Consider the following 21,953-nt stretch of genomic DNA (forward strand, 5'->3'; position numbering starts at 1 on the left):
TTGCACGGCGAGTTTGAGTTAGATTAGCGCGCAACTTCACTTTACCGGATCAATAGCATGAGCCAACAGCAGCCGAATAACCCACTTCACGGGTTGAGTTTAGAGAAAATCCTTACCCGTTTAGTTGAGCACTTTGGGTGGAACGGAATGCATGAGCGCGTTCGTGTGAACTGTTTTAAGAAAGATCCTTCAATCAAATCGTCGCTGAAGTTCCTGCGTAAAACGCAGTGGGCAAGAGATAAAGTAGAAGCGCTGTACATCGAGACGTTCTGCTAATTGGATTTGGTACACGTTTAAATGAGAGATTCCGGATGGCTCGCTTAGGCTCGTCCGGAATGACGTCTGAGTTTGTATTGTAGGGTGAACACCCAAGCGAGAACCGCCATTCTGAACAGCGAGGAACGAGCGTGATTCAGAATCTACTCTCAGAATATATTGAGTTTATTCATTGCTTTATGGTTTGCAGCAAACGGTAAGTAGATTCTTAGTCTCGCCTTGGCTCGCTAGAATGACACAACTTTTCTCATCGCATCGGCTGGAAGAGTTCCTCTGCGTCATTCCCGATAGCGACGAAGGAGCGCAGTCGGGGATCTCTGTTGTGATGTTTAAAGCGAGATTCCAGATGGCTCGCTTAATCCCGTCCGGAATGACGCCGGAGCTCGTATTGTAGGGCAGAGCACCCAAGTGAGAACCGTCATTCTGAACAGCGAGGAACGCGCGTGATTCAGAATCTACTCTCAGAATATATTGAGTTTATTCATTGCTTTATGGTCTACAGCAAGCGGTAAGTAGATTCTTAGTCTCGCCTTGGCTCGCTAGAATGACGCAACTTTTTACCGTGTAGGCTGGAAGGACACAACTTTTCTTATCGCATAGGTTGGAAGAGCTCCTCTGCGTCATTCCCGACAGCGACGAAGGAGCGCAGTCGGGGAGCTCTGTTGTGATGTTTAAAGCGAGATTCCAGATGGCTCGCTTAGTCCCGTCCGGAGTGACGTCTGAGCTCGTATTGTAGGGTAGAACACCCAAGTGAGAACCGTCATTCTGAACAGCGAGAAACGAGCGTGATTCAGAATCTACTCTCAGAATATATTGAGTTTATTCATTGCGTTATGGTCTGCAGCAAGCGGTAAGTAGATTCTTAGTCTCGCCTTGGCTCGCTAGAATGACACAACTTTTTACCGTGTAGGCTGGAAGAGTTCCTCTGCGTCATTCCCGATAGCGACGAAGGAGCGCAGTCGGGGATCTCTGTTGTGATGTTTAAAGCGAGATTCCAGATGGCTCGCTTAATCCCGTCCGGAATGACGCCGGAGCTCGTATTGTAGGGCAGAGCACCCAAGTGAGAACCGTCATTCTGAACAGCGAGGGACGAGCGTGATTCAGAATCTACTCTCAGAATATATTGAGTTTATTCATTGCTTTATGGTCTACAGCAAGCGGTAAGTAGATTCTTAGTCTCGCCTTGGCTCGCTAGAATGACACAACTTTTCTCATCGCATAGTCTGGAAGAGTTCCTCCGCGTCATTCCCGATAGCGACGAAGGATCGCAGTCGGGGAGCTCTGTTGTGATGTTGACAGATGGCTAGCTTAGTCCCGTCCGGAGTGACGTCTGAGCTCGTATTGTAGGGTAGAACACCCAAGTGAGAACCGTCATTCTGAACAGCGAGGAACGAGCGTGATTCAGAATCTACTCTCAGATTATATTGAGTTTATTCATTGCTTTATGGTCTTCAGCAAGCGGTAAGTAGATTCTTAGTCTCGCCTTGGCTCGCTAGAATGACACAACTTTTTACCGTGTAGGCTGGAAGGACACAGCTTTTCTCATCGCATAGGCTGGAAGAGTTCCTCTGCGTCATTCCCGATAGCGACGAAGGAGCACAGTCGGGAATGTCGATTCTAATCTCTCGCTTCTTGCCTCTTTTCTCACTCCAAATGATGCGTACTGCCCACGGTGCCTTCCAAGTCTAAAATCGACTGGCGGACGTGGTCTGGAATTGCAGCTTTCACGTTGTTCTTAAAATCAAACATCACACCAGTAGCGGTCGCGATGGTCGCAATCTTGCCCCACTTCTTACTCAGCACTTGGTATTCCATCGTGATGCGATCTTCTTGCATGTCGATTACGCGTGAGCCAATCAAAAGCGTATCTGGAAACGTAACGGGTAGCTTATAGCGACATTGGGTTTCACTTAGAACCGGACCGATGTTAGACGTCTGCAAATCTACCAACAGATTAATCTTGTTGAAGTAGTCCAAACGCGCAGTTTCGAAGTAACGAAAATACACCGCATTATTGACGTGTTGCAGGGCATCCATCTCTCCCCAGGCGACTTTGATTTCCGTAATCACTGGGAATTCTTTTAATAACGTATCCATTACTCATGTTCCTTTTTCATCGACGTTGCCGCAATTTGCTAAGCGACTTATCACTTTGAGTATTTATTCTAGATGGAACTGATTAAGATGTAATAAAATTGTATGTAAAATGTGAAATGAATTAGATGCTTATTTTTGTAAACTAAAAACTTTACATAGTCAGTTGTGAGGCGTAGGTTTAAGTAAGCGTAACCAAAAGGAGATGTCCAATGACAGAACTGAAAGGTTTCAATCTTGCCAAAGTAGAAAAACGAATCGACTGGACAGGTGAGCTGTTCAGTTTACGAGTTTCCGGTGCGCCTCTCTCCTTCAAAGCCGGACAATTTACCAAACTCGCCTTGCTCGACGAACAGGGCAATCCCATTAGCCGTGCATACTCGGTGGTGAATGCGCCCAGTGAACAGTTCGAGTGGCTCGAATTCTTAGTCGTCGCGAACCCTGAAGGGCAACTGACGCCAAGGCTGCAACAGCTTCAAACTGGCGATAGCATTTATGTTGGTGAAACGGCTCATGGCGATCTTATCCACGATACCATTCCCAAACACGCAAACGATCTATGGCTGCTTTCAACGGGGACAGGCATTGGTCCATTTCTCTCTTTGTTAGACGACATCAATCTACTTCCACACAGCGACCACATTGTGCTGGTGCATGGTGTGCGTTACGAAAGAGATTTAGTTTACAAATACCTGATTGAGCAGCTCCAACAGCGATATGAAGGTCGTCTGCGTTATGTGCCGATTGTCAGCCGTGAGAGTATTCCGGGTAAGCTTCAAGGCCGCATTCCAGAGTTGATTGCGTCGGGAGAGCTTGTTAATCGTGCTGACTTGCCGTTTTCTAAACAAAGCAGTTTTGTGATGATGTGTGGTAACCCAGAGATGATTAAAGATACCTCTCCAGTACTGCAAGGTTTAGGCTTAGAGAAGTATCGTGCCCGAACGGGTGGTAATATCATTTACGAGAGATATTGGTAAGGTTTGATTGATATTTGGCCATCTCAGTTCTGAGAGAGGGTCACAAATATGGCTTCTCACAATTGAGCGCCTTACAACCCATCCCTAGAATGCATCAGCTTGCATTTCAGGGGGAAGTATGTGGTGCTCAATTGCCGATAGAAGGCGAAGATTTATTGGTGGTTTCATCGATCTGATGATCGTGACTGGTTTAGTGCTTACAATCGCTTTGACCATCAATTCTGTTGTAAATGGCTTCGAACTTTCTTTGAGTGAAAACCTTCAATTAGTTAAGGACACAAAAGCAAGCTACGTGCTAACCATTCCTATGTTGATGATGGCGAATTGGAATTTTCTCCGTGAGGGACAAACTGTTGGGATGCGTTTGGTTAGGATCAAAGTGGTGATGAAGAACGGTCACGACACGACGAAAGTGACCACGTCTTTACGATTGTGTATGAGCTATTTGATTGAAATGCTTATCCCGTTTACACCATTGGTCAACCTTGCTCTATTTTTATTTCACCCTGAGCGTCGTTTGTTGCACGATTTGCTTTCAGGTACCAAAGTGGTGAATTGCTAACTCAACTGCTGATTTGACGTTGAATGATCAGTTTCATGCAGAGTTGCGATCGAATCGTCTTTCCATATCTTTCTTCCTACGACTACACTTACTTCAAACATAAATTCAATCGCTTAGGACTCAAGGATGATGAACAAAGCTGGTTGGACAGTGTGCCTCGCTACTCTCATTTCTTCCGGCGTTGTTGCTGGAGAGTGGGAGATTGAAGCGGGGGGATTTTTCTCTCGCACTGACACCAAACTTAACGCCTACGACCCTTACCTCGACCAAATACGTACCATTGATTTCGAATCTGATCTCGATTTAAAAGAGTTTACCGTGCTGCCTTATGTTGAGGTCGAGTATTACTTCAATAAAAAACATAGCGTGTATCTTGATTGGCGTAGTTTGCACCGTGAGGCAACCCGCACAGCGGTAACCAAACCTTTTGAAATTACCGTTGATGGCACCACTTATGCGGTTCAAGCTGGCTCTAAACTGACCACAGAACTGAACATTGATATTGCACGCCTAGGTTACGGTTATCAGTTTTACACCAGTGATAAATGGGCGGTGGATGTATTGGCGGGGCTGCACGTGATGTGGCTGTCATTAGGTTTAGATGGCAAGCTTGGCGCAAAAGTGAGTGGGGTGGATGAAATTCCAGTAATGTTTGTTGATGATGCGGTTTTAAATGATGTTACTGCCCCTTTGCCTGATTTGGGGATTCGAGCAGAGTATTCACTGACGCAAGACTGGATTTTAAAAAGCCACGCACAGGTGTTCTATTTAGCTGTGGATGATATAGAAGGCTATTTGTTTGAAGTGGACATTGGCGCTAAGTACTTCTTTACCGACCAATTCAGCATGACGGGTTCATTTAACTATTACGAAGTAGGGGTTGATTACGAAAGCGACAATTCTGCGCTCGATGTTACCTACCGATTCTATGGTCCAATGCTGACCATGGCGTACAAATTCTGAATTAAAAAAGCCACACAGGAGTGTGGCTTTTTGTATTGAATATTTCGTCTACCAGACAACGAGCTATTGCTTGTTGATGTAGTCTTTAAAGCGCGCTTGTGTCTCAGCGTCTGCTTTTTGGTACCAGAAGTGCAGCATTTCTTCAGCCGTTGAATCTGCTTTCATTGTCGCAGGCTTAGTTTGCTTCATGTCTGATGGAATTGCTGCTGGAAGCGTTACAGGCTGAACGACCGCTGCAGTTGCAACGCCGATTGCCGCTACACCGCCTGCTTTATTGTAGTCTTCCACTTCGCGAACGTAGTCACGACCAATTTGCATACCTGGTTTGATTAGCTTGTCTTGCTCTACCGCAATTGCATTGCCTGAAGCATCAACCAGTTTCCAATCTAGGTCTTTGATTCTTTCTTCTGCTTGGCGAAGATCACGGTATTCAGGAAGCTGGAACGCTAGCTCAGCATCGGTTGCGTCGAAACGAGCTACGATAACGTCACTCTCAACACTTAGGCGATCATTGCCTTGGCTGAAGTAAGGTGCGTAGCGGAAAACAACTTGGTTTACACCGTCAGGCAGAGTGAATGATCTTTCAGAAGCAAAAAAGCCACCAGATAGTTTTACTTTTTCACCGTTAGCCGCATAGATTGAAACGTCGTCAGGAACGGTTACCGTCACATCCGCGAATGCCATGCCACTCATTGCCAAAGCAAGCGCGCAAGTTAAAGGCTTGATCAATTTCATTGTTTTTATCCTAAGCACTGTCATTAGTGGTCATCGAGATTGCATTGTTCATTGTCTGATTGCAACTCTCGAATGTTAGAAGATTGAAAATTTAACAAGAACGTCATTTTAATCTGATTCCAAGCGATGAAACTGTGAGCTAAATAGCTCAAACCGCTGCAAAGACAGCGGTTTGTTTCAAATGCTTGCAAGGTTAGATACCAGCGCCGTGACCAGATTCCGCTTGCGACGCTTCTTTCTCTTCGATGACCGCTTCTTCTTGCTGTTGTGCTTTCTCTATGCTCAACCACCATACGAATAGCTCATACCAAATCGCTAGGATAACGGCACCTAAGAACAGACCAACGATGCCGTAGAAGAGCATGCCGCCAATGGCACCAAGAAGAATCACAGGCATCGGTACATCAACACCGCGTCCCATTAGCATCGGTTTGAACAGGTTCTCTGACAATGCCGCAACCACAACCCACACAGTGAACATAGTCGCAGTGCTGGTGTCTTGGGTCATGTACATGTAGCCAATTACAGGCAGTACGGCAAGCAGTGCTGGAAGCTGTGCTATACACAGGATCATCAGAATAAGTGTGAGTAGACCTGCCGCAGGTACGCCGAAGATGAAGAAACCTGCACCAATCAATAGCGCTTGAATCGCAGCGACACCAACCACGCCAAGCAACACACTCTTAATGGTTGCGGCGATAAGTGTTGTCCAGCTCTTGGCGTTGTCGCCAGCGGTGCGAACGGCAATGGTGCTAAGACCTGATGCCAAGGACTCTGAGTAAGTCATAAAGCCAGCAGCAATCGCAAGCGATAGGATAGAAAGAAGCAGACTACCCAAAGCACCGCCTACCATGCCAAGTAGAGACGTTAAGCCTGACTTGATTTGTGGCATAAAGGTTTGAATTGCTTTCTCTAAGTTTGTCGCGAACAGCGTCCATACTTCGTAAAGCTTGTCACCGACAAGTGGCCAATCAGCAACAGAAGGTTTTGGACCAGGGATTTTGATGTCGCCATTTTGCAATACTTCTAGTGCGTGCGTTGCGCCATCAACAATGGAGCCTGATACCATCACTAGAGGCGTGACCAGTAGGGCGATACCCAACAACGCAATTGTCGTTGCCGCGAGACCTCGTTTACCACCGTACACTCTTTCTAGTTTTTTACAGATTGGCATCAATGCAACCGCGATGATCGCACCCCAAATCACAGGAAGAATGAAAGGTTTGATAATGTCATACGTAAACATCAGCAAGACTAAGATCAAGCCGATACGTATCGCAGATTCCACCATATTACTGATGAAAATCTTACTCTCTGTTTTTTCCGATTGTTTATCCATTTTTGTTTACCTGATGTTCAATGTTGGAACTGACGAGACTTGAAACAACAATCGCCATATAAAACACGCCTACAATGGCCTCTAAATACACAACGACTTGTGCCAATGGTGTTAGAGGGCTGATGTCGCCGTAACCTAACGTGGTTAAGGTGACGAAACTGAAATACGCTGCATTAGAGAAGTTCTGACCCCAAGAGATGGCTTCCATCCCGGTGAATGAGTTTGGAGAGAACTCAAGAAGGATGAGATAGGCAATTGCCCACATCAGTCCCAGCAGCAAAAATAGGGCAACCGAACCAATGACTTTGTTGGTGTTCACATGCCCAGTGAACAGAATCTGTCTTGCGATGGATTTGAATGTCCCAAAGAAGAAGGCGAAGGTGAGGGCGAGCATCACCACGTCCATTTCTTTGATACCGAGAGCGGCTTTAATACCAATCACCAATACCCAAGTACCGAGCAAGGTATAAAGAAAACGTGACCAGTTTTTGTCAAAGCGTAAGCTCGCCATACAGACGATAAAAGTGATGATGGTGAACCCTTGTAACAGGTGTTCCATCGCTCCTTCTCCTACAACCTGTACAAACGCACCGCCAATTAAGAGCCCGATTAACGCTAGGGTCAGATAGAAGAAGTTGTTTTCTTCATTGATGTTTTTGAGTTTTTTTCCGATAGCCATGGTTATGTCTGTTTAACTCCTATTCTTGCTCTTGTGATGAGTCCTTCATCACCATGATGGAAGCAGAAAGACCAAAGCGTAGGTCGACGCCTTCTGGTAATTCATGCAATGACACGCGAACGGGAATGCGTTGGGCTAAGCGAATCCACTGGAATACAGGGTTCACATTAGGGAGAAGGTTGTAGCCAACGGTGCCGTCTTTAGGGGCGATACCCCAACCGATGGAGTCCACCGTAGCGTCGATAGGTGTGTCTGGGTGAGACATCAAGGTGACACGAGCTTCATTGCCCGGGGCAATTTGAGCCAATTGGTTTTCGCGGAAGAAGCCAAAGACCCAGAAGCTGTTTTTGTCGATAAGTGCCACTAACGGTTGGTTTGCAACCGCCTGTGTACCGTCACGGATATCTAGGTTTGATACAAAGCCATCAACCGATGCGTACACTTTGGTGTAACCAAGGTTCAGGCGCGCAGACTTAAGCTGTTCTTCTGCTGATTTGATTTGCAGTAACGATTCTTCGTAGGTGATTTCACGACGAATGAGATCTTTGTGAGAAACTGCGCCTCGGTCTTTGGCTCGGATGTCTTTTAAACGATCGTATTCGATCTTTTTACCGCGTGAACTGACGATGGCTTTCTCTAACGCCACTTCTGCTTGTGATAGGGCAACGTCGTAAGTGGTTGGATCGATCTCAAACAGCAGATCGCCTTTCTTCACTTCTTGGTTGTCCATCACGGCAACATGAACGATAGGACCAGATACACGAGGTGCAACCTTGATAACGTTCGCACGTACCTGACCATCGCGGGTCCATGGGTTATTAAAATACTCTTCGAACTTCTGATAGCCGAACCACGCCGCGCCACCAAGAATGACAAGATTGAGTGCAATAACGAGTAGTTTTTTCATCTTGTTGGGCACCTAAAACTGTATATAAAAACTGTCGATGGCCACCACGTAAAACACCATGATGGCAATGAATGTCAGAGACGGAAATGCAATGAAGCGTGACAAGCGTGTCTTGTTCAAGATGATCACCGTTATCCATGTGGCAGTGACGGCAAGAATCAGCACCAGTAACAAGGGAGAAAAGTAAACGTCCCCCCAAGAGAGTTCGTGTGGCATTACTGCACCTCCCCATCTTGCTCGGAACTATTTTTCTGGGTACTTAGTTGCTCGGCACTGTCTGCTTGCGCTTTGTCTGAAGATGGCTCGATGCGAATTGGTGGCAGAACACGTTCTTCTTCATCCAGCAAACCATCCCAATCGCTGCGGTCTTGCATCTGTTTGGCGACGGTTTCAGATAAAAATGGTTTACCTGTTTGAGCCTCCCATCCACCGCCGAGCGCTTTGTAAAGTGCCACAACTTGGTTTGCGACGTTACCTTTGATGGTGGCGTAGCTGTCTTCTGCGCGAGTCATTTTCTCTACTGAATTCAGAAGACGCTCAAAGGAAATCTGACCGTTTTCGTACTGCGTCATCGATATATTGAACGCGCGAATCGACGAATTGACCGATTGCAGACGCAGCGATTTTTGCTCCAAATACAAGTCATAAGCTTCCAGTGCGTTAGTCACTTCATTAACCGCTTGCAGCACCTTCTTGTTGTAGTTGGTCAGCGTTTCTTGAAACTTCGCATCTTCAAATCGAATGTTGTTTTTCACTCGTCCGTATTGGAAGATATTCCAACTGAACGTTGGACCTACCACCATGGTTAACGAGTCACTGAAACTGAAGCTGCTGCCATCTGGAACCGTGCTATCGATACCTATAGAGCCGAACAGAGAGAAGCTTGGGTACAAGGCTGTTTCGGCAACGCCAATCTGAGCACTCTGAGCACGAGCTTGCATTTCTGATACTTGAAGATCAGGTCGGCGCATCACCAAATTTGCATCCACTTTGTTATCCAGTAGAGGTGGGCGAGGTACGATGGAACGTTCGTCGCTGCCTGATAGTGCGGGTTTTCTGCCTGAGGATTTAAACTGGTTTTCGTAATCCGCCATCCGCTGAGCAAAGCCATCAGATTGCAACAGCTTTTCAACGTCTTCTGGCAGCACACCCAACAGCAATGCTAATGCAGTGCGCGACTGCTTCATTGCAATTTCAAGCGAAGGTTGCGCCGCTTTAGTATTGAAGAGCTGGTTTTTCGCTTGCTGAACGTCGAGCTCGGTTACGTTACCCGAATCAAATTGCACCTGAGTAATATTCACTACGCGCTCTTGGATCTCGATGTTTCGACGAGAGAGTAAAATACGCTCTTGGAACGTGCGGTAGTTGATGTAATTGCGTGCCACTTCCGCAGTGATGGTCACCATGATGTCGTGGTAAGACGCAATCGACGCATAGTAGCCAGCTTCAGCAGATTCAATGCCACGCGCGTATTTGCCCCAGATGTCCATTTCCCACCCTGCATCAAATGACAGCGCGGCGTTATTTACACCTTGGTCGTTCACATAAGCTCTGGCTAAGTTACCGGAGACAGTTTGCACTTGTGGGTATTGCAATCCTGTGGAGATGCCCAATAGCGAACGTGCTTGGACTATGCGCAAACCCGCCGCCTCAAGATCGAGGTTTTGTTGGCTCGCCATCTCAACCAGTTGGTTCAGTGTTGGATCGTTGAACTGCTGCCACCACTGCTGCAGTTTTTGCTCGGATTGCTGTGTGTCTTGCGCCGCTTTTTCTAATGACCAATCACTTGGCAAGGCGGTTTGCTCTGGATGGACGTAATCCGGACCCAAAGTCGTACACGCACTCAATCCGAGTACAGAGAGTATGGCGAGGCTAGGTTTAGTTAGTTTTAGAAGCATCATATCCTCACCTTTAAAACCGCTTCTGACGTAAGTTCACCCAATCGATATCCTCGTAGGTTTGCTTGCATTGGTTTATTGCTTCGAACACGTTCCGTTTTAAATTCAGCAAGATATAAAAACCGGCTATCTCTGAATAAGCGTAGTCAGATAAATCCAACTCACTAAAGAATTCTTCCAGTTTATTTTCAAAGGATTGGTAATCTTGGCTGTATTGTTCGAACACAGAATTGAGCTCGTCGGTCGTCTGATGGCTTGCTAGTGCGCCAGCCATCAGAGGTAATATGGAATCGGTATGCTTGCCGCGTAACTGTTTGATAAGTCGGTTACTTAACAGCTTTTGTTCGGCAGCAATCAAAATGTTGACGTGGTTACTTAGGGCATTGCATGACTTGCTGAATGCGCCGATGGTCTCTGGCGGCGTTTTATCAAATAACTTGTGGTTGATCTTTGAGCCCCAAACCATCAGTTTTTTGGAAGAGACGTTTAGTGTCACCAAATGCAAAGAACGTTTCAGCTTTTTAAAAGAGGACTCAGATTGTTGGTGATAGCTAGCAAATAGGTCACCAACATGCCTGAAATACCGCTCTTTCAGCGTTAAGAACAAATGCTCTGGACGTGAACTGAAAGGGAAGTAATGAGCGAAAATGATCATGAACACCACCATGTAGAACAAGGTCATGATCGTCATTAGGATGCCAAAGTGATAGGTCATATTGTTGTCGAGACCGAGCACGAACAAGCCAATCATATAGAAGATGGTCACCGGTCCTTTGAATAGATAGAAACCGATAAAGGTATAGATAAAGATGAACAAGCCCAGTTCGGCACCTAGCTCTAAACCCGGCAAAATAAAGACGTACGAAGGCACTGCAAATAGGAAGCCAAACGTAAACAAAATCAGCAACATGAATGGGTGAACAGGTACAAACGACAGCAGTGACATAAAGATGGTTGAGAAGGTAACAAACGAGTAGCCACCTGGCGGGTTGAAATAAATCCAAATTAACCCTGCCACCCAGTAGGTGGTGAAGGTTTTCACTGCGGTTTTGAAGTTCTCAGCATCCCACCAAAGGAACTTACTCTTCTGCTTCGGCAATTCTTGCTTAAACGACACATTGTTGGTCACAGAATCAATACAGCTAATGCTCTCAGCTAAGCGAGACAAGCTTTGGTGCATGAGTTTAAGTAAGTGACCAAGTGTGAGTGCTGAGCCTTTCACAAGGTGAGACGCGTCTGCCAGCGCAGCTTGGTTGTATTCGATGTTTAATTCTTGAGCTCGGTAAGCCGCTCCCTCGTTGGCCCACATCTCTTGACTGATCTTGAACAGTTGTTGGATTTCTTGAGTCGCTTGATCAAAGTTGTTGATACAGCTTCGGTCTTGCTGGTGGCTAAAGTGACTATGTGCAGCCACGCTAAGCTCTTGAGTGATTTGCTTATTGAAGTGGACCGCGAGTTGCCACTCTTTCATATAGGCCGAGACATCACTGCACTCGACACTGACGGTTGCAAAGCGTTGTTCTAGCGCGTTTTGTGCGGCGAATACTTTTTCTAACAACTCATCGATGGTTGGTGACGGTGCTTCATCGTTTTCAGTCGCTTCCACATTGGTGACCACATCCTGTTGTAGCGCTGTTTTTTGTTCGAAGTTTTGCAAAATGGCATTAAACAACGCTTGTTGAGCTTGATTTAGTTGCTCAATGAGCTGACGCAGATTTTGCTCTGTCTTGGTCGGCCATAGGAATGTGCCCACCAAGGTGTAAAGCACTACACCAAAGATCGTCATGTACGCGCGATCAACGCCATACATGAATGCGCCTTCTGCATCTCCACCATTCGACATCATTAAGACCATTACGCCAGTTAAGGCAAGTAAGGTTGGGTCTTTTTGGTACGCGTTGCGGAAATAGAAAATAAAGGAAACAACGACAGAAACGCTGAGCATATACAGCAAGCGATCTTGGGCAAACATACCGACGAGCAACAAACCGATTACCGCACCTACCAAAGTACCCAGCACACGCAATGTGCCTTTGGCGAGAGACTCACGTCGACTACCGGTAGAAGCGATTAACATGACTGTCGTAGCCGCGGTAGATGCTTGCGGCCAACCCATTGCAAACGGGATCAGATAAGCCAGAGTTAGACTAAGCGCTACTTTTGTGGCGAATTTGATTTTCTCGTTCATAGTGTCAACGTTAGCTCAGGCTTATGCTTGTAAGTGGATGAATTTATTCAATCAATAATCAGAATTTCGTTCTGAAAAAATTGCGGACGCGGAATATAGCGATTGAAATGAAGAGGTTTGTAAATCCTTTGTCAAAACCCAATCGGACTGAAAAGCCTAAATCGTTCTTCGAGCCCCGTTGCTCATAGTGTGGGAGGAAAAACGACCAAGAAAACGTTTAACTAGAAAGTCTCATTACTGATACAGTTTTGCAGGAATTATCAAACCAAATTTCTATTCAAGGCTCATCGCCAGCATGTTAGGTCTTGCTCACTTCCAAATTATTGTGAAAACAAGTGCCTAACAAAAAGCATAGATGATGAGGAATAAGTTGAGAGGGAAGTTTTTGTTTTTTACTGGCTTGTAGATGTGGTTTTGGATTTTTGGGAGCGAGATAAAAAGACCAATGCAATGCCGCCAAGAATGATAGCACTGGTTATTAACGAATGTAGGGTCAGGGCTTCACCTAACAATATGCTACCTAAAATCAGAGCGATGGCAGGAACAGAAAGCTGGCTAACCGCTGCTTGTAACAGAGATAACTTTTGCATTACCTGATACCAAAGTACATAACCAAAACCTGAGGCGATAGCACCCGATGCAATGGCTAATAATGTACCTTTTAAGGTTACTTGAATTGAATCTAATAACAGTGGGGAAAGTAAGAGTCCTAAGATGGAAGCGGTAATGAACCCCCAAGTAATCCCACTGCTCGGAGTTGGGGCGTGTTTACCTAGAGCGGTGAAGCCTGCCCAGCAAACACCGGAAAGTACCATCAATACAGCAGACCAGACATCTGGTCGAGTTGCCGATGGCAGCATGAGCCAAGCAAACCCCGCTAACGACACCGCAATGCCTAACACTTCGAGCGATTTAAAGCGCTGCCCTTGCCACCAATAAAGGGCGAGTAAGGTCAGCTGTACAGCACCAAAAAGTAACAAGGCTCCGGTTCCAGCTGCTAGTTTTATATAGGCGAAAGAAAACAGGGCGGCATATCCAAATAAGGCTACTCCTGCAAACAGACTGAATTTGGTTGTCGGTAGCTGGCTGCGAAAGTTTCCTCTCAGAAGTAGGATGGCAACTAAGGTGACTGCACCAGAGAGTAAACGGATAAGGGTGAAGCTGCCCGCGTCTATGAGACCTGCTGCTAATGCTAAGCGACACAGCAGTGAATTGGCAGCAAACGCCAACATAGCAATCGCGGTCAGTAAAAATGTCGACATTCCTTATCCTCAATCCTAAGCAAGATACGCAGTGTAGCGCCAAACATAAGAAGCTAATTAGTTGATAAAGTGATTAGTTATAGCTGAAAACGCACACTCATGGTGCATTGAGATATCGAAGTCTTGCCAAATTGAGTGAAAATAGTAATTGTTATAACATAACAATTTGGTTCGGTAATAAATACAGAATGAGGAATTCGGGTTGAATCTATTTGTTAATGATCTCACGGTTATTGATGCATCGTACTTGTGTGAAAAACGAGGCATGGTCGGCGAGAGCTGGATTCTGGATGTCGTAATGCATGGCGATCTCAATGAGATGAGCATGGTGCTGGATTTCTCGAAAGTGAAGAAGCAAATCAAACAATTGGTCGATCAATATGTTGATCACCGTTTGCTTGTTCCCGTAGATAATGACGCGGTGGAAACCACAAGTATTCAATCAGGCTATTCCCAAGTCGACCTTATGCGTGGTGAAAAGGGCATTCATCTACATTGTCCGGATGAAGCCTTTTGCTTTGTTGATGCTAAAGAAATCTCAATAGAGAGCGTGACGAAACACATTCACCATGTTCTACAAGGTCATCTACCGAGTAATGTGGCATCGATTGATGTGACCTTACGTCATGAAAAACTCGATGGCGCTTACTATCACTACACCCACGGTTTAAAAAAACACGATGGTAATTGTCAGCGTATCGCACACGGACATCGTTCACCGATCCAAATTCTGGTTGATGGGCAGCGTGATATCGAACGCGAGCACGCTTTTGCACAGCGTTGGCAAGATATCTATCTCGCCTCCATCGAAGACTTAGTTGAAGTTGAGCATTTAGAGTTGAGTGAACACGCTAATGGCAGCAGTAGCGATACCCACTTTGGCTTTTGTTACACCACGTCTCAAGGGGACTTCCAGTTAGCGATTGCACACAGTGAAACCGAAGTGCTGAACACGGATACAACGGTGGAACTTCTTGCCGTATTTATCGCTAATGAAATTGCTCCTTCATTAAATGAGGGGCAGTCACTGCAAATTATCGCCTATGAAGGTGTGGGAAAAGGAGCGATGGCGTTTCGCTAAGAGGGCGCTGCTCAATCTCAATTAAAACTCACTTTTACTCAATATTTGGAATATCACTTTTATGGACAAACTTAATCGTGTTCTGCTCGTGGCAGGTACGCATGGTAACGAGCTTTCTGGCATTTATCTTCAAAAGCTCATCAAAGATCGCCTCTATGTGGCCGACCGTTCGACGTTCAATACTCAGTGTGTGCTTGGCAACCCTGAAGCGGTAAAGCAAAACGTTCGTTATGTGGAGACCGATCTCAACCGTGAATTTGCCTTGGCGAATCGATCATCGCCTGCGACTCAGCAAGAAACTGAAATCGCGCAGCAATTCACGCAAGTACACGCTCGCCAAGAGAATCAATTGATCATCGATCTACACAACACCACCAGTAACATGGGGGCGACCTTGATTTTGGTTTCTAATGACGTGTTCTATCGCAAGATGGGGGCGTATGTGAAGCAACGCATGCCTGAAGCCAACATCTTGTTTGAAGACAGAAAAGCGTGGGATGACCAACCTTATTTGTGCACCACCGGGCAGCATGGCGTGATGATCGAAGTTGGAGCTCAATCACATGGCTCGCTAAAGTACGAGACTCTAGAGCTGATGAAAAAGATGCTGACCATGGTATTGGATTACCTTGAACAGCATAACCTTGATCGTGTTGGTGAGTTGAACGACTACGACGCGTATTTTTACACCGAAGAAGTCATGATCCCTGTCGACCACGATGGTATGCGTGTCGCGACAGTACATCCTATGATCTGTGGACGAGATTTCGAGGTAGTCAAACCGGGCGAACCACTACTCGCGACCTTCTTTGGTTACGATATTTTCTGGGAAGGCAAACAGGATATCTATCCGCATTTCATCAACGAGAGTGCGTACAGCAAAGCCAATATCGCTATGGCACTTGCTGAGAAAAAATGCGTTCGCACGAGTGATTGAAACCGAGCTTAGCTTGAATGTTCGCCCTCAATTCTGAACTGTTTATAGTGTTCTTCGAATCGGTCGCTTATCCAGTCCATAAGCATTTTGACTCTTGGTAGTTGATATTTGACTGGCGGACAGACGAGCGAAAGTAAGGTTTTTTCTGACCATTCCGGGAGTACTTCGATAAGTCTCCCTGATGCCAAATCAGCATGGCAGTACACATCGGTTAGTCGCGTTACCCCTAGTCCAGAAACCGCCGCGTGCCGCATGGTCCTGCCAGTAGCCGCTTTAATACCTTGCCCTACATTGATAATGCGCTGCTCTTTGTGATTTTTCATAATCCAATGATCAACACTGCCATGAATCAAAGGCAAGGCTTTAAGATCTTCTGGGACGAGGATGTTCGGGTGTCGTTCCAGAAAATCTGGACTTGCGACATAGTGCGTGCGAAGTGTGGTGAGTCGGCGCGCGATGAGAGTGGAGTCTGGCATTTCGCCGACACGGAGGACTAAGTCGTAGCTATCTTCAATAAGATCAACGCGATGTTTTGAGAAATCGAGCTCTACTTCTACGTTCGGGTAGGCGGATTGAAAACTCATCACCAATGGTGCAATGAGCTCTTCGCCAATCGGTCCTCCGACAGAATTCATGTGGATCCGACCCTTAATTTCGCTGGTGGTTTGCTGTGCCCACTCTGCGGCGGCATCCAGTTGTAGCATTGCTTCTTTGCACTTGCGAAAGTAGCCATCGCCAATTTCAGTAAGGCGAAGCTGACGTGTGGTTCTATAAAGCAATTGAACACCTAGCGAGGACTCTAATTCACTCACGAGCTGACTCACGTTTGCCTTTGATGCGCCCATCGCTTCGGCTGCGGAGGTAAAGCTTCCACATTCCGCCACATAAATAAACGCTCGAATACCTCGCCAAGATAGATTGTTCATGTAAACCTAACAGTGTTTTCATAATGCCTATATATATCTGAATAATAGCGCTCCTTATACTGGTTTAAAAGAGAGGAGCAGAGTACAAATGTTTGTGAATGCTCATCTCTATCGTCTAAAAAACCGTTAACCATAGAGAGTGAATCGAGTGACAGTAACAAGATATGAGGCTTCATTTTTCAGCAATGGCAACCGACTTGCAGCGGAAATTCATCGTCCATCCGTAGTGGAGAATCCTTTACCCGCGGTTTTGATTGCAGCGCCACAGGCGGGTGTGAAAGAGCAGACGGTAAGAATCTACGCCGAGAAAATTGCTGCCAAGGGATTTGTGGTATTAACGTTTGACCATGCCAGTTTTGGCGCGAGTGAAGGTGCACCAAGATTTCATGAGAACCCATACAGTAAAGCGGAGGATTGCCGCAATGGGGTCACTTATTTACGTTCTTTAACGTATGTGAACAACGAGCAAATCCATGGGTTAGGTGTTTGTTCTGGCGGCGGGTATTTAGCTCACGCCGTTGCGACAGATAGACGCGTAAAATCACTTGCGACTGTGAGTGCTTACTTTGATCACCGAGGTTTTTATCACAACGTAATTGGTCGAGAGGGTTTGTTAGATTTACTGCTTAAAGGTAATGAAGCGAGAGAACGTTATCTTGCTACTGGGCAGATTGATTTTCTGCCTCATGCACCAACTGAAGACAGTGAGGAAATGCCACGTCTGTTTAGAGAGTTCTACCAGTACTACATGACAGAGCGCGGAGCAAAAGGCTTATACGAAAGCAAGTTTTTGCCTTGGTCTTATGAGACGTTGGCTAACTTTTCTGCGTTGGATATTGCTGCAAACCTGACACCGACACCACTGCTGATGATTGTCGGTACAGAAGCGGATTCCGCATACGAAAGTGAGCAAATGTTTGATGCGGCTTCGCAGCCTAAACAATTGATTAGAATTGAAGGTGCGAATCACATTGGGCTCTATGACGAAGACGAATACGTTGATCAAGCTGTTGAGCAGATCATTGAGTTTTTTAGCTAATCACACCATTAGAAGAAAAAGGGGCGAGAATATCGCCCCTTTTGCTATTTATCGATGTCACTGGAACAACCATAAAGTGACTTAATGGTATTTCGTAACCACACCAGTTTTGGGTTGTACGCATTACGTTTGTGCCAAATCATGGTGAACGGGATCAGCAGTTTATCTTGTTGAGTTTGTTCCAATGGAATGGGTAGACACACCAAATCTGGGTGTAGCTTCTTGGTGTAACTTTCACAGTATTGCGGTGCGGTGGTCAGCATATTGTGGTGTGGCTGTGCGGCCATAAATAGAGACTGCTCAAAGCTCGACATGGTTAAGCCAATTGAGCGCTGTAAGCCCAGTTCACTCAATACTTCATCCAATGCCCATGTTTCACTCTTTTCCCAAACAATATTGATGTGTTGATAGCTCAAAAAGGTCTCAAGATTCCATTCCTGCTTCAAAGCAGGGTGATCTTTGTGCAGGTACACCATAGGTAGGTCTGAGAACAGCACTTCAAAATCGAGGAAGTAAGGGAGCAGGTCGAGTGACTCTTTCGAGCGGGGATGGCTCTCTCTTCCGGTAAAGCCGATGTCTGCTTCTCCACGCACAATCGCATCGAGTGAATCATAATCCCAATTACTGGTTTTGACTTTAGCATCCGGGTAACGCTGGTGGATTGCGATAAGAAGATCATCAAGAATCGTCAGCACTAACGGGGATTCAATTGTCAAATCAAAGCGTACGCCTTTTGGTGCTATATCGCTGCGTTTTTCCGCAATTTGGCTGCCAATTTGTAGCCATTCCGCCAGATCTTGCTCCATGCTTTGTGCTAACGGAGTCGGCGCTAATCCTTTCGGTGTTTTGACAAACAGAGGATCATCAAACCAGTCACGAAGCTTATTGAGCGATTTACTTACCGTTGACGGCGTAACGTTTAATTTCTTCGACGCTTTGGAAACACTCTGCTCTTGCAGCAGCAATTGCAGAGTGAACAATAAGTTGAGATCAAGACGGACTAGTGATTTCTTCATAGTGGCTTTCATGAGCAGGCTTAGGAATAAATAGTATTAGAGCCAAGCTGATTACGCCACCTATTGCTAAGATAAACACCAACATATTCAGCGCATTAACGCCAATCAATCCCATGAACCAGATGTAGATCGCAGAGCAACACACTTGAGCGATGCCCAGCAATGAGCTTGCTACACCTGCACGTTGAGAGAATGGGCTGAGCGCTTGACTCATGGCCACGCCAAAGCCAATCGAGAAGCCAGCGCAAATCAGCCCAAATCCGAATAAGTAAAATGGGATTCCCCATTGGTCTAGATGCGCAAAACCAATCACCATCGCAGCACTGACAAGCACGGTTTGCGACGTCAGCATCAGTGTACGTTGTTTAAAATAAGACAAAGCCAATGGCGCAGAAAAAGAGGTGAGCATACTGACGAGTGCCGTGCCTGCCATGACAGAAGAATAGCCACCACGATCAAAACCAAGTTCGCCCATCACCAGCATTGGAGAGACATTCACGTAGGTAAGAATGGTTGTCACGCCAATGGCAGTAATGATGAGTCGGCTAATAAAAAAGCGCTCACAGAAGGTTTCTTGGTTAGAAGCTGAAGCGGCGCTTTGTTGTGGTATTACGTTAGGTTTTGATTCTTTGAGCACCAAGGTTGAAAGCAAACAAACCACCACACCCATGCCTGCCATTGTGGTGAACAGGCTTGGCCAAGGGAATTTGAGCATAATGAGATGGCCAACAACGGGGGCGATGACAGGAATGATGCAGGTAATGCCGTTGAGCATAGATAGTACCTTCGCGCGACGTTTGTCATCCAACGTGTCGCGAAGAATGGCAAAAGCAACCACATAGCAAGAGCCAGCTCCAATACCTTGGGTAAATCGAGCAATTAAAAACGCCTCGGACTGCTCAGCCATGCTACCAAGTAGTGATGCTGCAATGAAGATCGCAGCGCCAACCATAGCAACAGGTTTTCGACCAATGGAGTCGGCGATCTTTCCTGCAAACAACATAGTCGTTGCCATACCGGCAAGGTAGATAGAGAACGCAATGTGTAACTGTGATTCACTGGCGTTTAAATCCGCGGCAATTTGAGGCAAACCTACAAGGTAAAGATCAATCGCGGTAGGATAGAGTAATACAAGGGAAAAACTACAAAGCAAAAAACGGAACATGGCAACCTCACTAACAATTGGTGAGGATCATAATGTGTGAAACGTTTGCCAGCGAGTGGGAATTGCGACCGTAGGTATTTCCATTTACGACATACCCTGTATAAATCGAACGTAAATTCAACAAGGATGACCATGATTACTATTGAAAAGTATACGCCATGTCGACACGCGCAAACCATTGAGCTGCAAGTCTTGGAAGATCAAGCTCAGTTTACGGTTGAGAATATTGGTCAGCGATTGGAAAGTCTTAAACCGACAGAGCTGCCTCATTTGATCCTTGAAGATGATCGTGTGGTCGGGTTCTTTTTATTTGATGCTGCGTACAGTGAAGATTATGACTTTTGCCCTCAAAGAAGTTTAGGTGTTCGCTCATTACTGGTGGATCGTCGCCATCAAGGCAAAGGTATTGCGAAGCAAGCCATTGGTTTGTTTAGGGACTTTGTTAAGTTGCACTATCCAACATTTGAATTTCTCTACCTAACGGTTAATTGTCGAAACGTCCCCGCCTATCAGTGTTACCTAAAGGCGGGTTTTGAAGATACTAATGAGCTTTATCATGGTGGACCAGTTGGACCTCAGCACATCATGCGACAGGAATTGTAAAGAAGAACAAAGCAATAGATTGTACCTACTAAAATTTTGCAATAAATTTGATGCAACTGAATGAATAACCACGAACTCTCAAGGACGATATGTGAAAATTGAAGTCGACAATTTAGAAAGAACAGCCGTAATCGCATTACTAGAAGAACATCTACAAGACATGTATGCCACATCGCCGCCAGAGAGTGTGCATGCGTTAGATTTAGCTAAGCTCAAAGCGCCAGAAGTAACATTTTGGACCGGATGGAAGGATGAGCAACTGCTTGGGTGTGCAGCGATTAAAGAGTTGGATGATCAACATGCTGAGCTTAAATCCATGCGCACCACGCCAGCGGCAAGAAACCAAGGTGTGGCGTCTCAATTATTGATTCATGTAATTGAGCAAGCGAAGCAAAAAGGGTTGCAGCGCTTAAGTTTAGAAACTGGCTCGATGGAATTTTTTAAACCTGCGCGCCTGTTGTATGAAAAGCATGGCTTTGTGTATTGCGATCCGTTTGGTGACTACGAACTCGATCCAAATAGCCAGTTTATGACCCTAGAATTGAGCTAGGGTCATTGATTGATAGTGAGTTGAAATTAGAAGTTCAAATTGAAATTGATGGTTGGCGACAAGAGGTTTGAACGTTCGTCAGCCAATCGCTTTCTCTTCTCTTTTAAGCGTTTAGCGTTGTCTTTATCTGGGTTGTTATCCAGTTGATTATCGATGATAGAAATTTCATTATCGATCTCTTGGATGCGCTGTTGGCGTTGGTACTCTTGATGACCTAACTGATAGTTTTCAATGAACTGTTTATTGCTACACACACCATAATATTCTTTCCCTTCAATACCGACGGTATAGCCATTGTCTGGTGAGCAGTAAAGAATCGTGCCTTTATCAAAGCCTTCTTTCCACTGTTCTTGATCTGGAGTGACACCCGCTTCACCACAGTCTTCAGCGTAGCTGTTAATGATGCTCGGATTGTTACCTTCCTGCCCATCTTTGTAGCCTACTCTGTACCAGTCTGCTGTCTTACACTCATCTGGAGACATGCTGGTGCAACCAGAGAGCAAAGTGAGTACTGCTAGGGGGATTAGCGCTCTTTTCATCAGTTACTGTCCTTTAAACAAAATCGAATTGATATGGTTGAGTGTAAAATGAACACTGTTCATATCAATAGTTGAAATCATTGTATTCGCAATTGTAGTGAGTCATCAGTATCAGTGATAAGTTCAATTCGCTGAATGAGTTCGAGTTTGATTAATATTGTTCACGGATTTTGCCTTTGTTGTATCAATTCGATAGCCTTTGCATCAAAGTAGACAC

General features: G+C 45.7%; 22 protein-coding genes. 9 read left to right on the plus strand and 13 right to left on the minus strand.

The window, feature by feature from the left end; genetic code table 11:
* Window positions 1-57: 57 nt before the first annotated feature.
* A complete protein-coding gene (locus tag OH459_RS12820; protein WP_005436214.1) occupies window positions 58-276 on the plus strand; it encodes a VF530 family DNA-binding protein in 219 nt (72 codons plus the stop codon).
* Between the two features lie 1,644 nt (window positions 277-1,920).
* Here OH459_RS12820 and OH459_RS12825 read toward each other — a convergent pair.
* Window positions 1,921-2,373: an acyl-CoA thioesterase gene (locus tag OH459_RS12825; RefSeq protein ID WP_017818419.1), complete on the minus strand. Its 453-nt coding sequence runs from the start codon at window positions 2,371-2,373 to the stop codon at window positions 1,921-1,923.
* A 209-nt stretch (window positions 2,374-2,582) separates the two neighbouring features.
* Here OH459_RS12825 and OH459_RS12830 point away from each other — a divergent pair, with 209 nt between their 5' ends.
* From OH459_RS12830 to OH459_RS12840, 3 genes are all read left to right on the plus strand, one after another.
* Entirely contained in the window at window positions 2,583-3,347 is a 765-nt protein-coding gene (locus OH459_RS12830) for a ferredoxin--NADP reductase (protein WP_009697988.1), read from the plus strand.
* Window positions 3,348-3,465: 118 nt separating this feature from the next.
* The gene (locus tag OH459_RS12835; protein WP_009697987.1) at window positions 3,466-3,909 is read left to right on the plus strand and encodes an RDD family protein; all 444 of its coding nucleotides are present in this window, start codon (window positions 3,466-3,468) and stop codon (window positions 3,907-3,909) included.
* A gap of 126 nt (window positions 3,910-4,035) precedes the next feature.
* Window positions 4,036-4,872, plus strand: coding sequence for an outer membrane beta-barrel protein (locus OH459_RS12840; RefSeq protein ID WP_005453224.1), 837 nt, complete (start codon window positions 4,036-4,038; stop codon window positions 4,870-4,872).
* A gap of 63 nt (window positions 4,873-4,935) precedes the next feature.
* On the opposite strand, the gene OH459_RS12845 is transcribed toward OH459_RS12840, so the two are convergent.
* The 8 genes from OH459_RS12845 to OH459_RS12880 form a co-directional block, all read right to left on the minus strand.
* Window positions 4,936-5,607 carry a DUF2057 domain-containing protein gene (locus OH459_RS12845; protein WP_005453222.1) on the minus strand — a complete coding sequence of 224 codons (672 nt, stop codon included), beginning with the start codon at window positions 5,605-5,607 and terminating at the stop codon, window positions 4,936-4,938.
* Window positions 5,608-5,800: 193 nt separating this feature from the next.
* Window positions 5,801-6,946: an AI-2E family transporter gene (locus OH459_RS12850; protein WP_005453220.1), complete on the minus strand. Its 1,146-nt coding sequence runs from the start codon at window positions 6,944-6,946 to the stop codon at window positions 5,801-5,803.
* A complete protein-coding gene (locus tag OH459_RS12855; protein ID WP_005453218.1) occupies window positions 6,939-7,625 on the minus strand; it encodes a potassium channel family protein in 687 nt (228 codons plus the stop codon). The genes OH459_RS12850 and OH459_RS12855 overlap by 8 nt, the downstream gene beginning before the upstream one ends.
* A 19-nt stretch (window positions 7,626-7,644) precedes the next feature.
* Window positions 7,645-8,532 carry an HlyD family secretion protein gene (locus OH459_RS12860; RefSeq protein WP_005453216.1) on the minus strand — a complete coding sequence of 296 codons (888 nt, stop codon included), beginning with the start codon at window positions 8,530-8,532 and terminating at the stop codon, window positions 7,645-7,647.
* Between the two features lie 12 nt (window positions 8,533-8,544).
* Complete coding sequence (locus OH459_RS12865; RefSeq protein ID WP_005453214.1) at window positions 8,545-8,748, minus strand: DUF1656 domain-containing protein; 204 nt, start codon at window positions 8,746-8,748, stop codon at window positions 8,545-8,547.
* On the minus strand, window positions 8,748-10,433 hold the full coding sequence (locus tag OH459_RS12870) for a TolC family protein (RefSeq protein ID WP_047514278.1): 1,686 nt from the start codon (window positions 10,431-10,433) through the stop codon (window positions 8,748-8,750). The genes OH459_RS12865 and OH459_RS12870 overlap by 1 nt, the downstream gene beginning before the upstream one ends.
* Before the next feature lie 10 nt (window positions 10,434-10,443).
* The gene (locus tag OH459_RS12875; protein WP_038899275.1) at window positions 10,444-12,618 is read right to left on the minus strand and encodes an FUSC family protein; all 2,175 of its coding nucleotides are present in this window, start codon (window positions 12,616-12,618) and stop codon (window positions 10,444-10,446) included.
* Window positions 12,619-13,010: 392 nt separating this feature from the next.
* The gene (locus OH459_RS12880; RefSeq protein ID WP_017189666.1) at window positions 13,011-13,880 is read right to left on the minus strand and encodes a DMT family transporter; all 870 of its coding nucleotides are present in this window, start codon (window positions 13,878-13,880) and stop codon (window positions 13,011-13,013) included.
* A 202-nt stretch (window positions 13,881-14,082) separates the two neighbouring features.
* Here OH459_RS12880 and OH459_RS12885 point away from each other — a divergent pair, with 202 nt between their 5' ends.
* The gene (locus tag OH459_RS12885) at window positions 14,083-14,961 is read left to right on the plus strand and encodes a 6-carboxytetrahydropterin synthase (RefSeq protein WP_269987013.1); all 879 of its coding nucleotides are present in this window, start codon (window positions 14,083-14,085) and stop codon (window positions 14,959-14,961) included.
* A 61-nt stretch (window positions 14,962-15,022) separates the two neighbouring features.
* Window positions 15,023-15,898, plus strand: a complete 876-nt coding sequence (locus OH459_RS12890; protein WP_005453205.1) for an aspartoacylase — start codon at window positions 15,023-15,025, stop codon at window positions 15,896-15,898.
* 8 nt (window positions 15,899-15,906) lie between these two features.
* On the opposite strand, the gene OH459_RS12895 is transcribed toward OH459_RS12890, so the two are convergent.
* A complete protein-coding gene (locus OH459_RS12895) occupies window positions 15,907-16,824 on the minus strand; it encodes a LysR family transcriptional regulator (RefSeq protein ID WP_009699284.1) in 918 nt (305 codons plus the stop codon).
* Window positions 16,825-16,972: 148 nt separating this feature from the next.
* On the opposite strand from OH459_RS12895, the gene OH459_RS12900 reads away from it, so the two are divergent.
* Window positions 16,973-17,863 carry an alpha/beta hydrolase gene (locus OH459_RS12900; protein WP_005453194.1) on the plus strand — a complete coding sequence of 297 codons (891 nt, stop codon included), beginning with the start codon at window positions 16,973-16,975 and terminating at the stop codon, window positions 17,861-17,863.
* Window positions 17,864-17,907: 44 nt separating this feature from the next.
* Here OH459_RS12900 and yidZ read toward each other — a convergent pair whose 3' ends face one another.
* Both yidZ and OH459_RS12910 read right to left on the minus strand, forming a co-directional pair.
* Window positions 17,908-18,879 (minus strand): HTH-type transcriptional regulator YidZ, encoded by a 972-nt coding sequence (yidZ, locus tag OH459_RS12905; RefSeq protein WP_050937156.1) that lies wholly within the window; start codon window positions 18,877-18,879, stop codon window positions 17,908-17,910.
* On the minus strand, window positions 18,854-20,044 hold the full coding sequence (locus OH459_RS12910; protein ID WP_009697977.1) for an MFS transporter: 1,191 nt from the start codon (window positions 20,042-20,044) through the stop codon (window positions 18,854-18,856). The genes yidZ and OH459_RS12910 overlap by 26 nt, the downstream gene beginning before the upstream one ends.
* Before the next feature lie 132 nt (window positions 20,045-20,176).
* Here OH459_RS12910 and OH459_RS12915 point away from each other — a divergent pair, with 132 nt between their 5' ends.
* Complete coding sequence (locus tag OH459_RS12915; RefSeq protein ID WP_026138289.1) at window positions 20,177-20,647, plus strand: GNAT family N-acetyltransferase; 471 nt, start codon at window positions 20,177-20,179, stop codon at window positions 20,645-20,647.
* Between the two features lie 91 nt (window positions 20,648-20,738).
* Window positions 20,739-21,197 carry a GNAT family N-acetyltransferase gene (locus OH459_RS12920; RefSeq protein ID WP_009697975.1) on the plus strand — a complete coding sequence of 153 codons (459 nt, stop codon included), beginning with the start codon at window positions 20,739-20,741 and terminating at the stop codon, window positions 21,195-21,197.
* 26 nt (window positions 21,198-21,223) lie between these two features.
* On the opposite strand, the gene OH459_RS12925 is transcribed toward OH459_RS12920, so the two are convergent.
* Complete coding sequence (locus OH459_RS12925) at window positions 21,224-21,736, minus strand: DUF2799 domain-containing protein (RefSeq protein WP_256893089.1); 513 nt, start codon at window positions 21,734-21,736, stop codon at window positions 21,224-21,226.
* Between the last annotated feature and the right edge of the window lie 217 nt (window positions 21,737-21,953).

Source organism: Vibrio sp. MM46, from assembly GCF_027587135.1.
GTDB classification, from domain to species: domain Bacteria; phylum Pseudomonadota; class Gammaproteobacteria; order Enterobacterales; family Vibrionaceae; genus Vibrio; species Vibrio harveyi.

What these genes read in the sequence shown, in the direction of transcription:
- OH459_RS12820 (WP_005436214.1), top strand. Translation starts at nt 58, where the DNA reads ATGAGCCAACAGCAGCCGAATAACCCACTTCACGGGTTGAGTTTAGAG.
- OH459_RS12825 (WP_017818419.1), bottom strand. Translation starts at nt 2,373, where the DNA reads ATGGATACGTTATTAAAAGAATTCCCAGTGATTACGGAAATCAAAGTC.
- OH459_RS12830 (WP_009697988.1), top strand. Translation starts at nt 2,583, where the DNA reads ATGACAGAACTGAAAGGTTTCAATCTTGCCAAAGTAGAAAAACGAATC.
- OH459_RS12835 (WP_009697987.1), top strand. Translation starts at nt 3,466, where the DNA reads ATGTGGTGCTCAATTGCCGATAGAAGGCGAAGATTTATTGGTGGTTTC.
- OH459_RS12840 (WP_005453224.1), top strand. Translation starts at nt 4,036, where the DNA reads ATGATGAACAAAGCTGGTTGGACAGTGTGCCTCGCTACTCTCATTTCT.
- OH459_RS12845 (WP_005453222.1), bottom strand. Translation starts at nt 5,607, where the DNA reads ATGAAATTGATCAAGCCTTTAACTTGCGCGCTTGCTTTGGCAATGAGT.
- OH459_RS12850 (WP_005453220.1), bottom strand. Translation starts at nt 6,946, where the DNA reads ATGGATAAACAATCGGAAAAAACAGAGAGTAAGATTTTCATCAGTAAT.
- OH459_RS12855 (WP_005453218.1), bottom strand. Translation starts at nt 7,625, where the DNA reads ATGGCTATCGGAAAAAAACTCAAAAACATCAATGAAGAAAACAACTTC.
- OH459_RS12860 (WP_005453216.1), bottom strand. Translation starts at nt 8,532, where the DNA reads ATGAAAAAACTACTCGTTATTGCACTCAATCTTGTCATTCTTGGTGGC.
- OH459_RS12865 (WP_005453214.1), bottom strand. Translation starts at nt 8,748, where the DNA reads ATGCCACACGAACTCTCTTGGGGGGACGTTTACTTTTCTCCCTTGTTA.
- OH459_RS12870 (WP_047514278.1), bottom strand. Translation starts at nt 10,433, where the DNA reads ATGATGCTTCTAAAACTAACTAAACCTAGCCTCGCCATACTCTCTGTA.
- OH459_RS12875 (WP_038899275.1), bottom strand. Translation starts at nt 12,618, where the DNA reads ATGAACGAGAAAATCAAATTCGCCACAAAAGTAGCGCTTAGTCTAACT.
- OH459_RS12880 (WP_017189666.1), bottom strand. Translation starts at nt 13,880, where the DNA reads ATGTCGACATTTTTACTGACCGCGATTGCTATGTTGGCGTTTGCTGCC.
- OH459_RS12890 (WP_005453205.1), top strand. Translation starts at nt 15,023, where the DNA reads ATGGACAAACTTAATCGTGTTCTGCTCGTGGCAGGTACGCATGGTAAC.
- OH459_RS12895 (WP_009699284.1), bottom strand. Translation starts at nt 16,824, where the DNA reads ATGAACAATCTATCTTGGCGAGGTATTCGAGCGTTTATTTATGTGGCG.
- yidZ (WP_050937156.1), bottom strand. Translation starts at nt 18,879, where the DNA reads ATGAAGAAATCACTAGTCCGTCTTGATCTCAACTTATTGTTCACTCTG.
- OH459_RS12910 (WP_009697977.1), bottom strand. Translation starts at nt 20,044, where the DNA reads ATGTTCCGTTTTTTGCTTTGTAGTTTTTCCCTTGTATTACTCTATCCT.
- OH459_RS12915 (WP_026138289.1), top strand. Translation starts at nt 20,177, where the DNA reads ATGATTACTATTGAAAAGTATACGCCATGTCGACACGCGCAAACCATT.
- OH459_RS12925 (WP_256893089.1), bottom strand. Translation starts at nt 21,736, where the DNA reads ATGAAAAGAGCGCTAATCCCCCTAGCAGTACTCACTTTGCTCTCTGGT.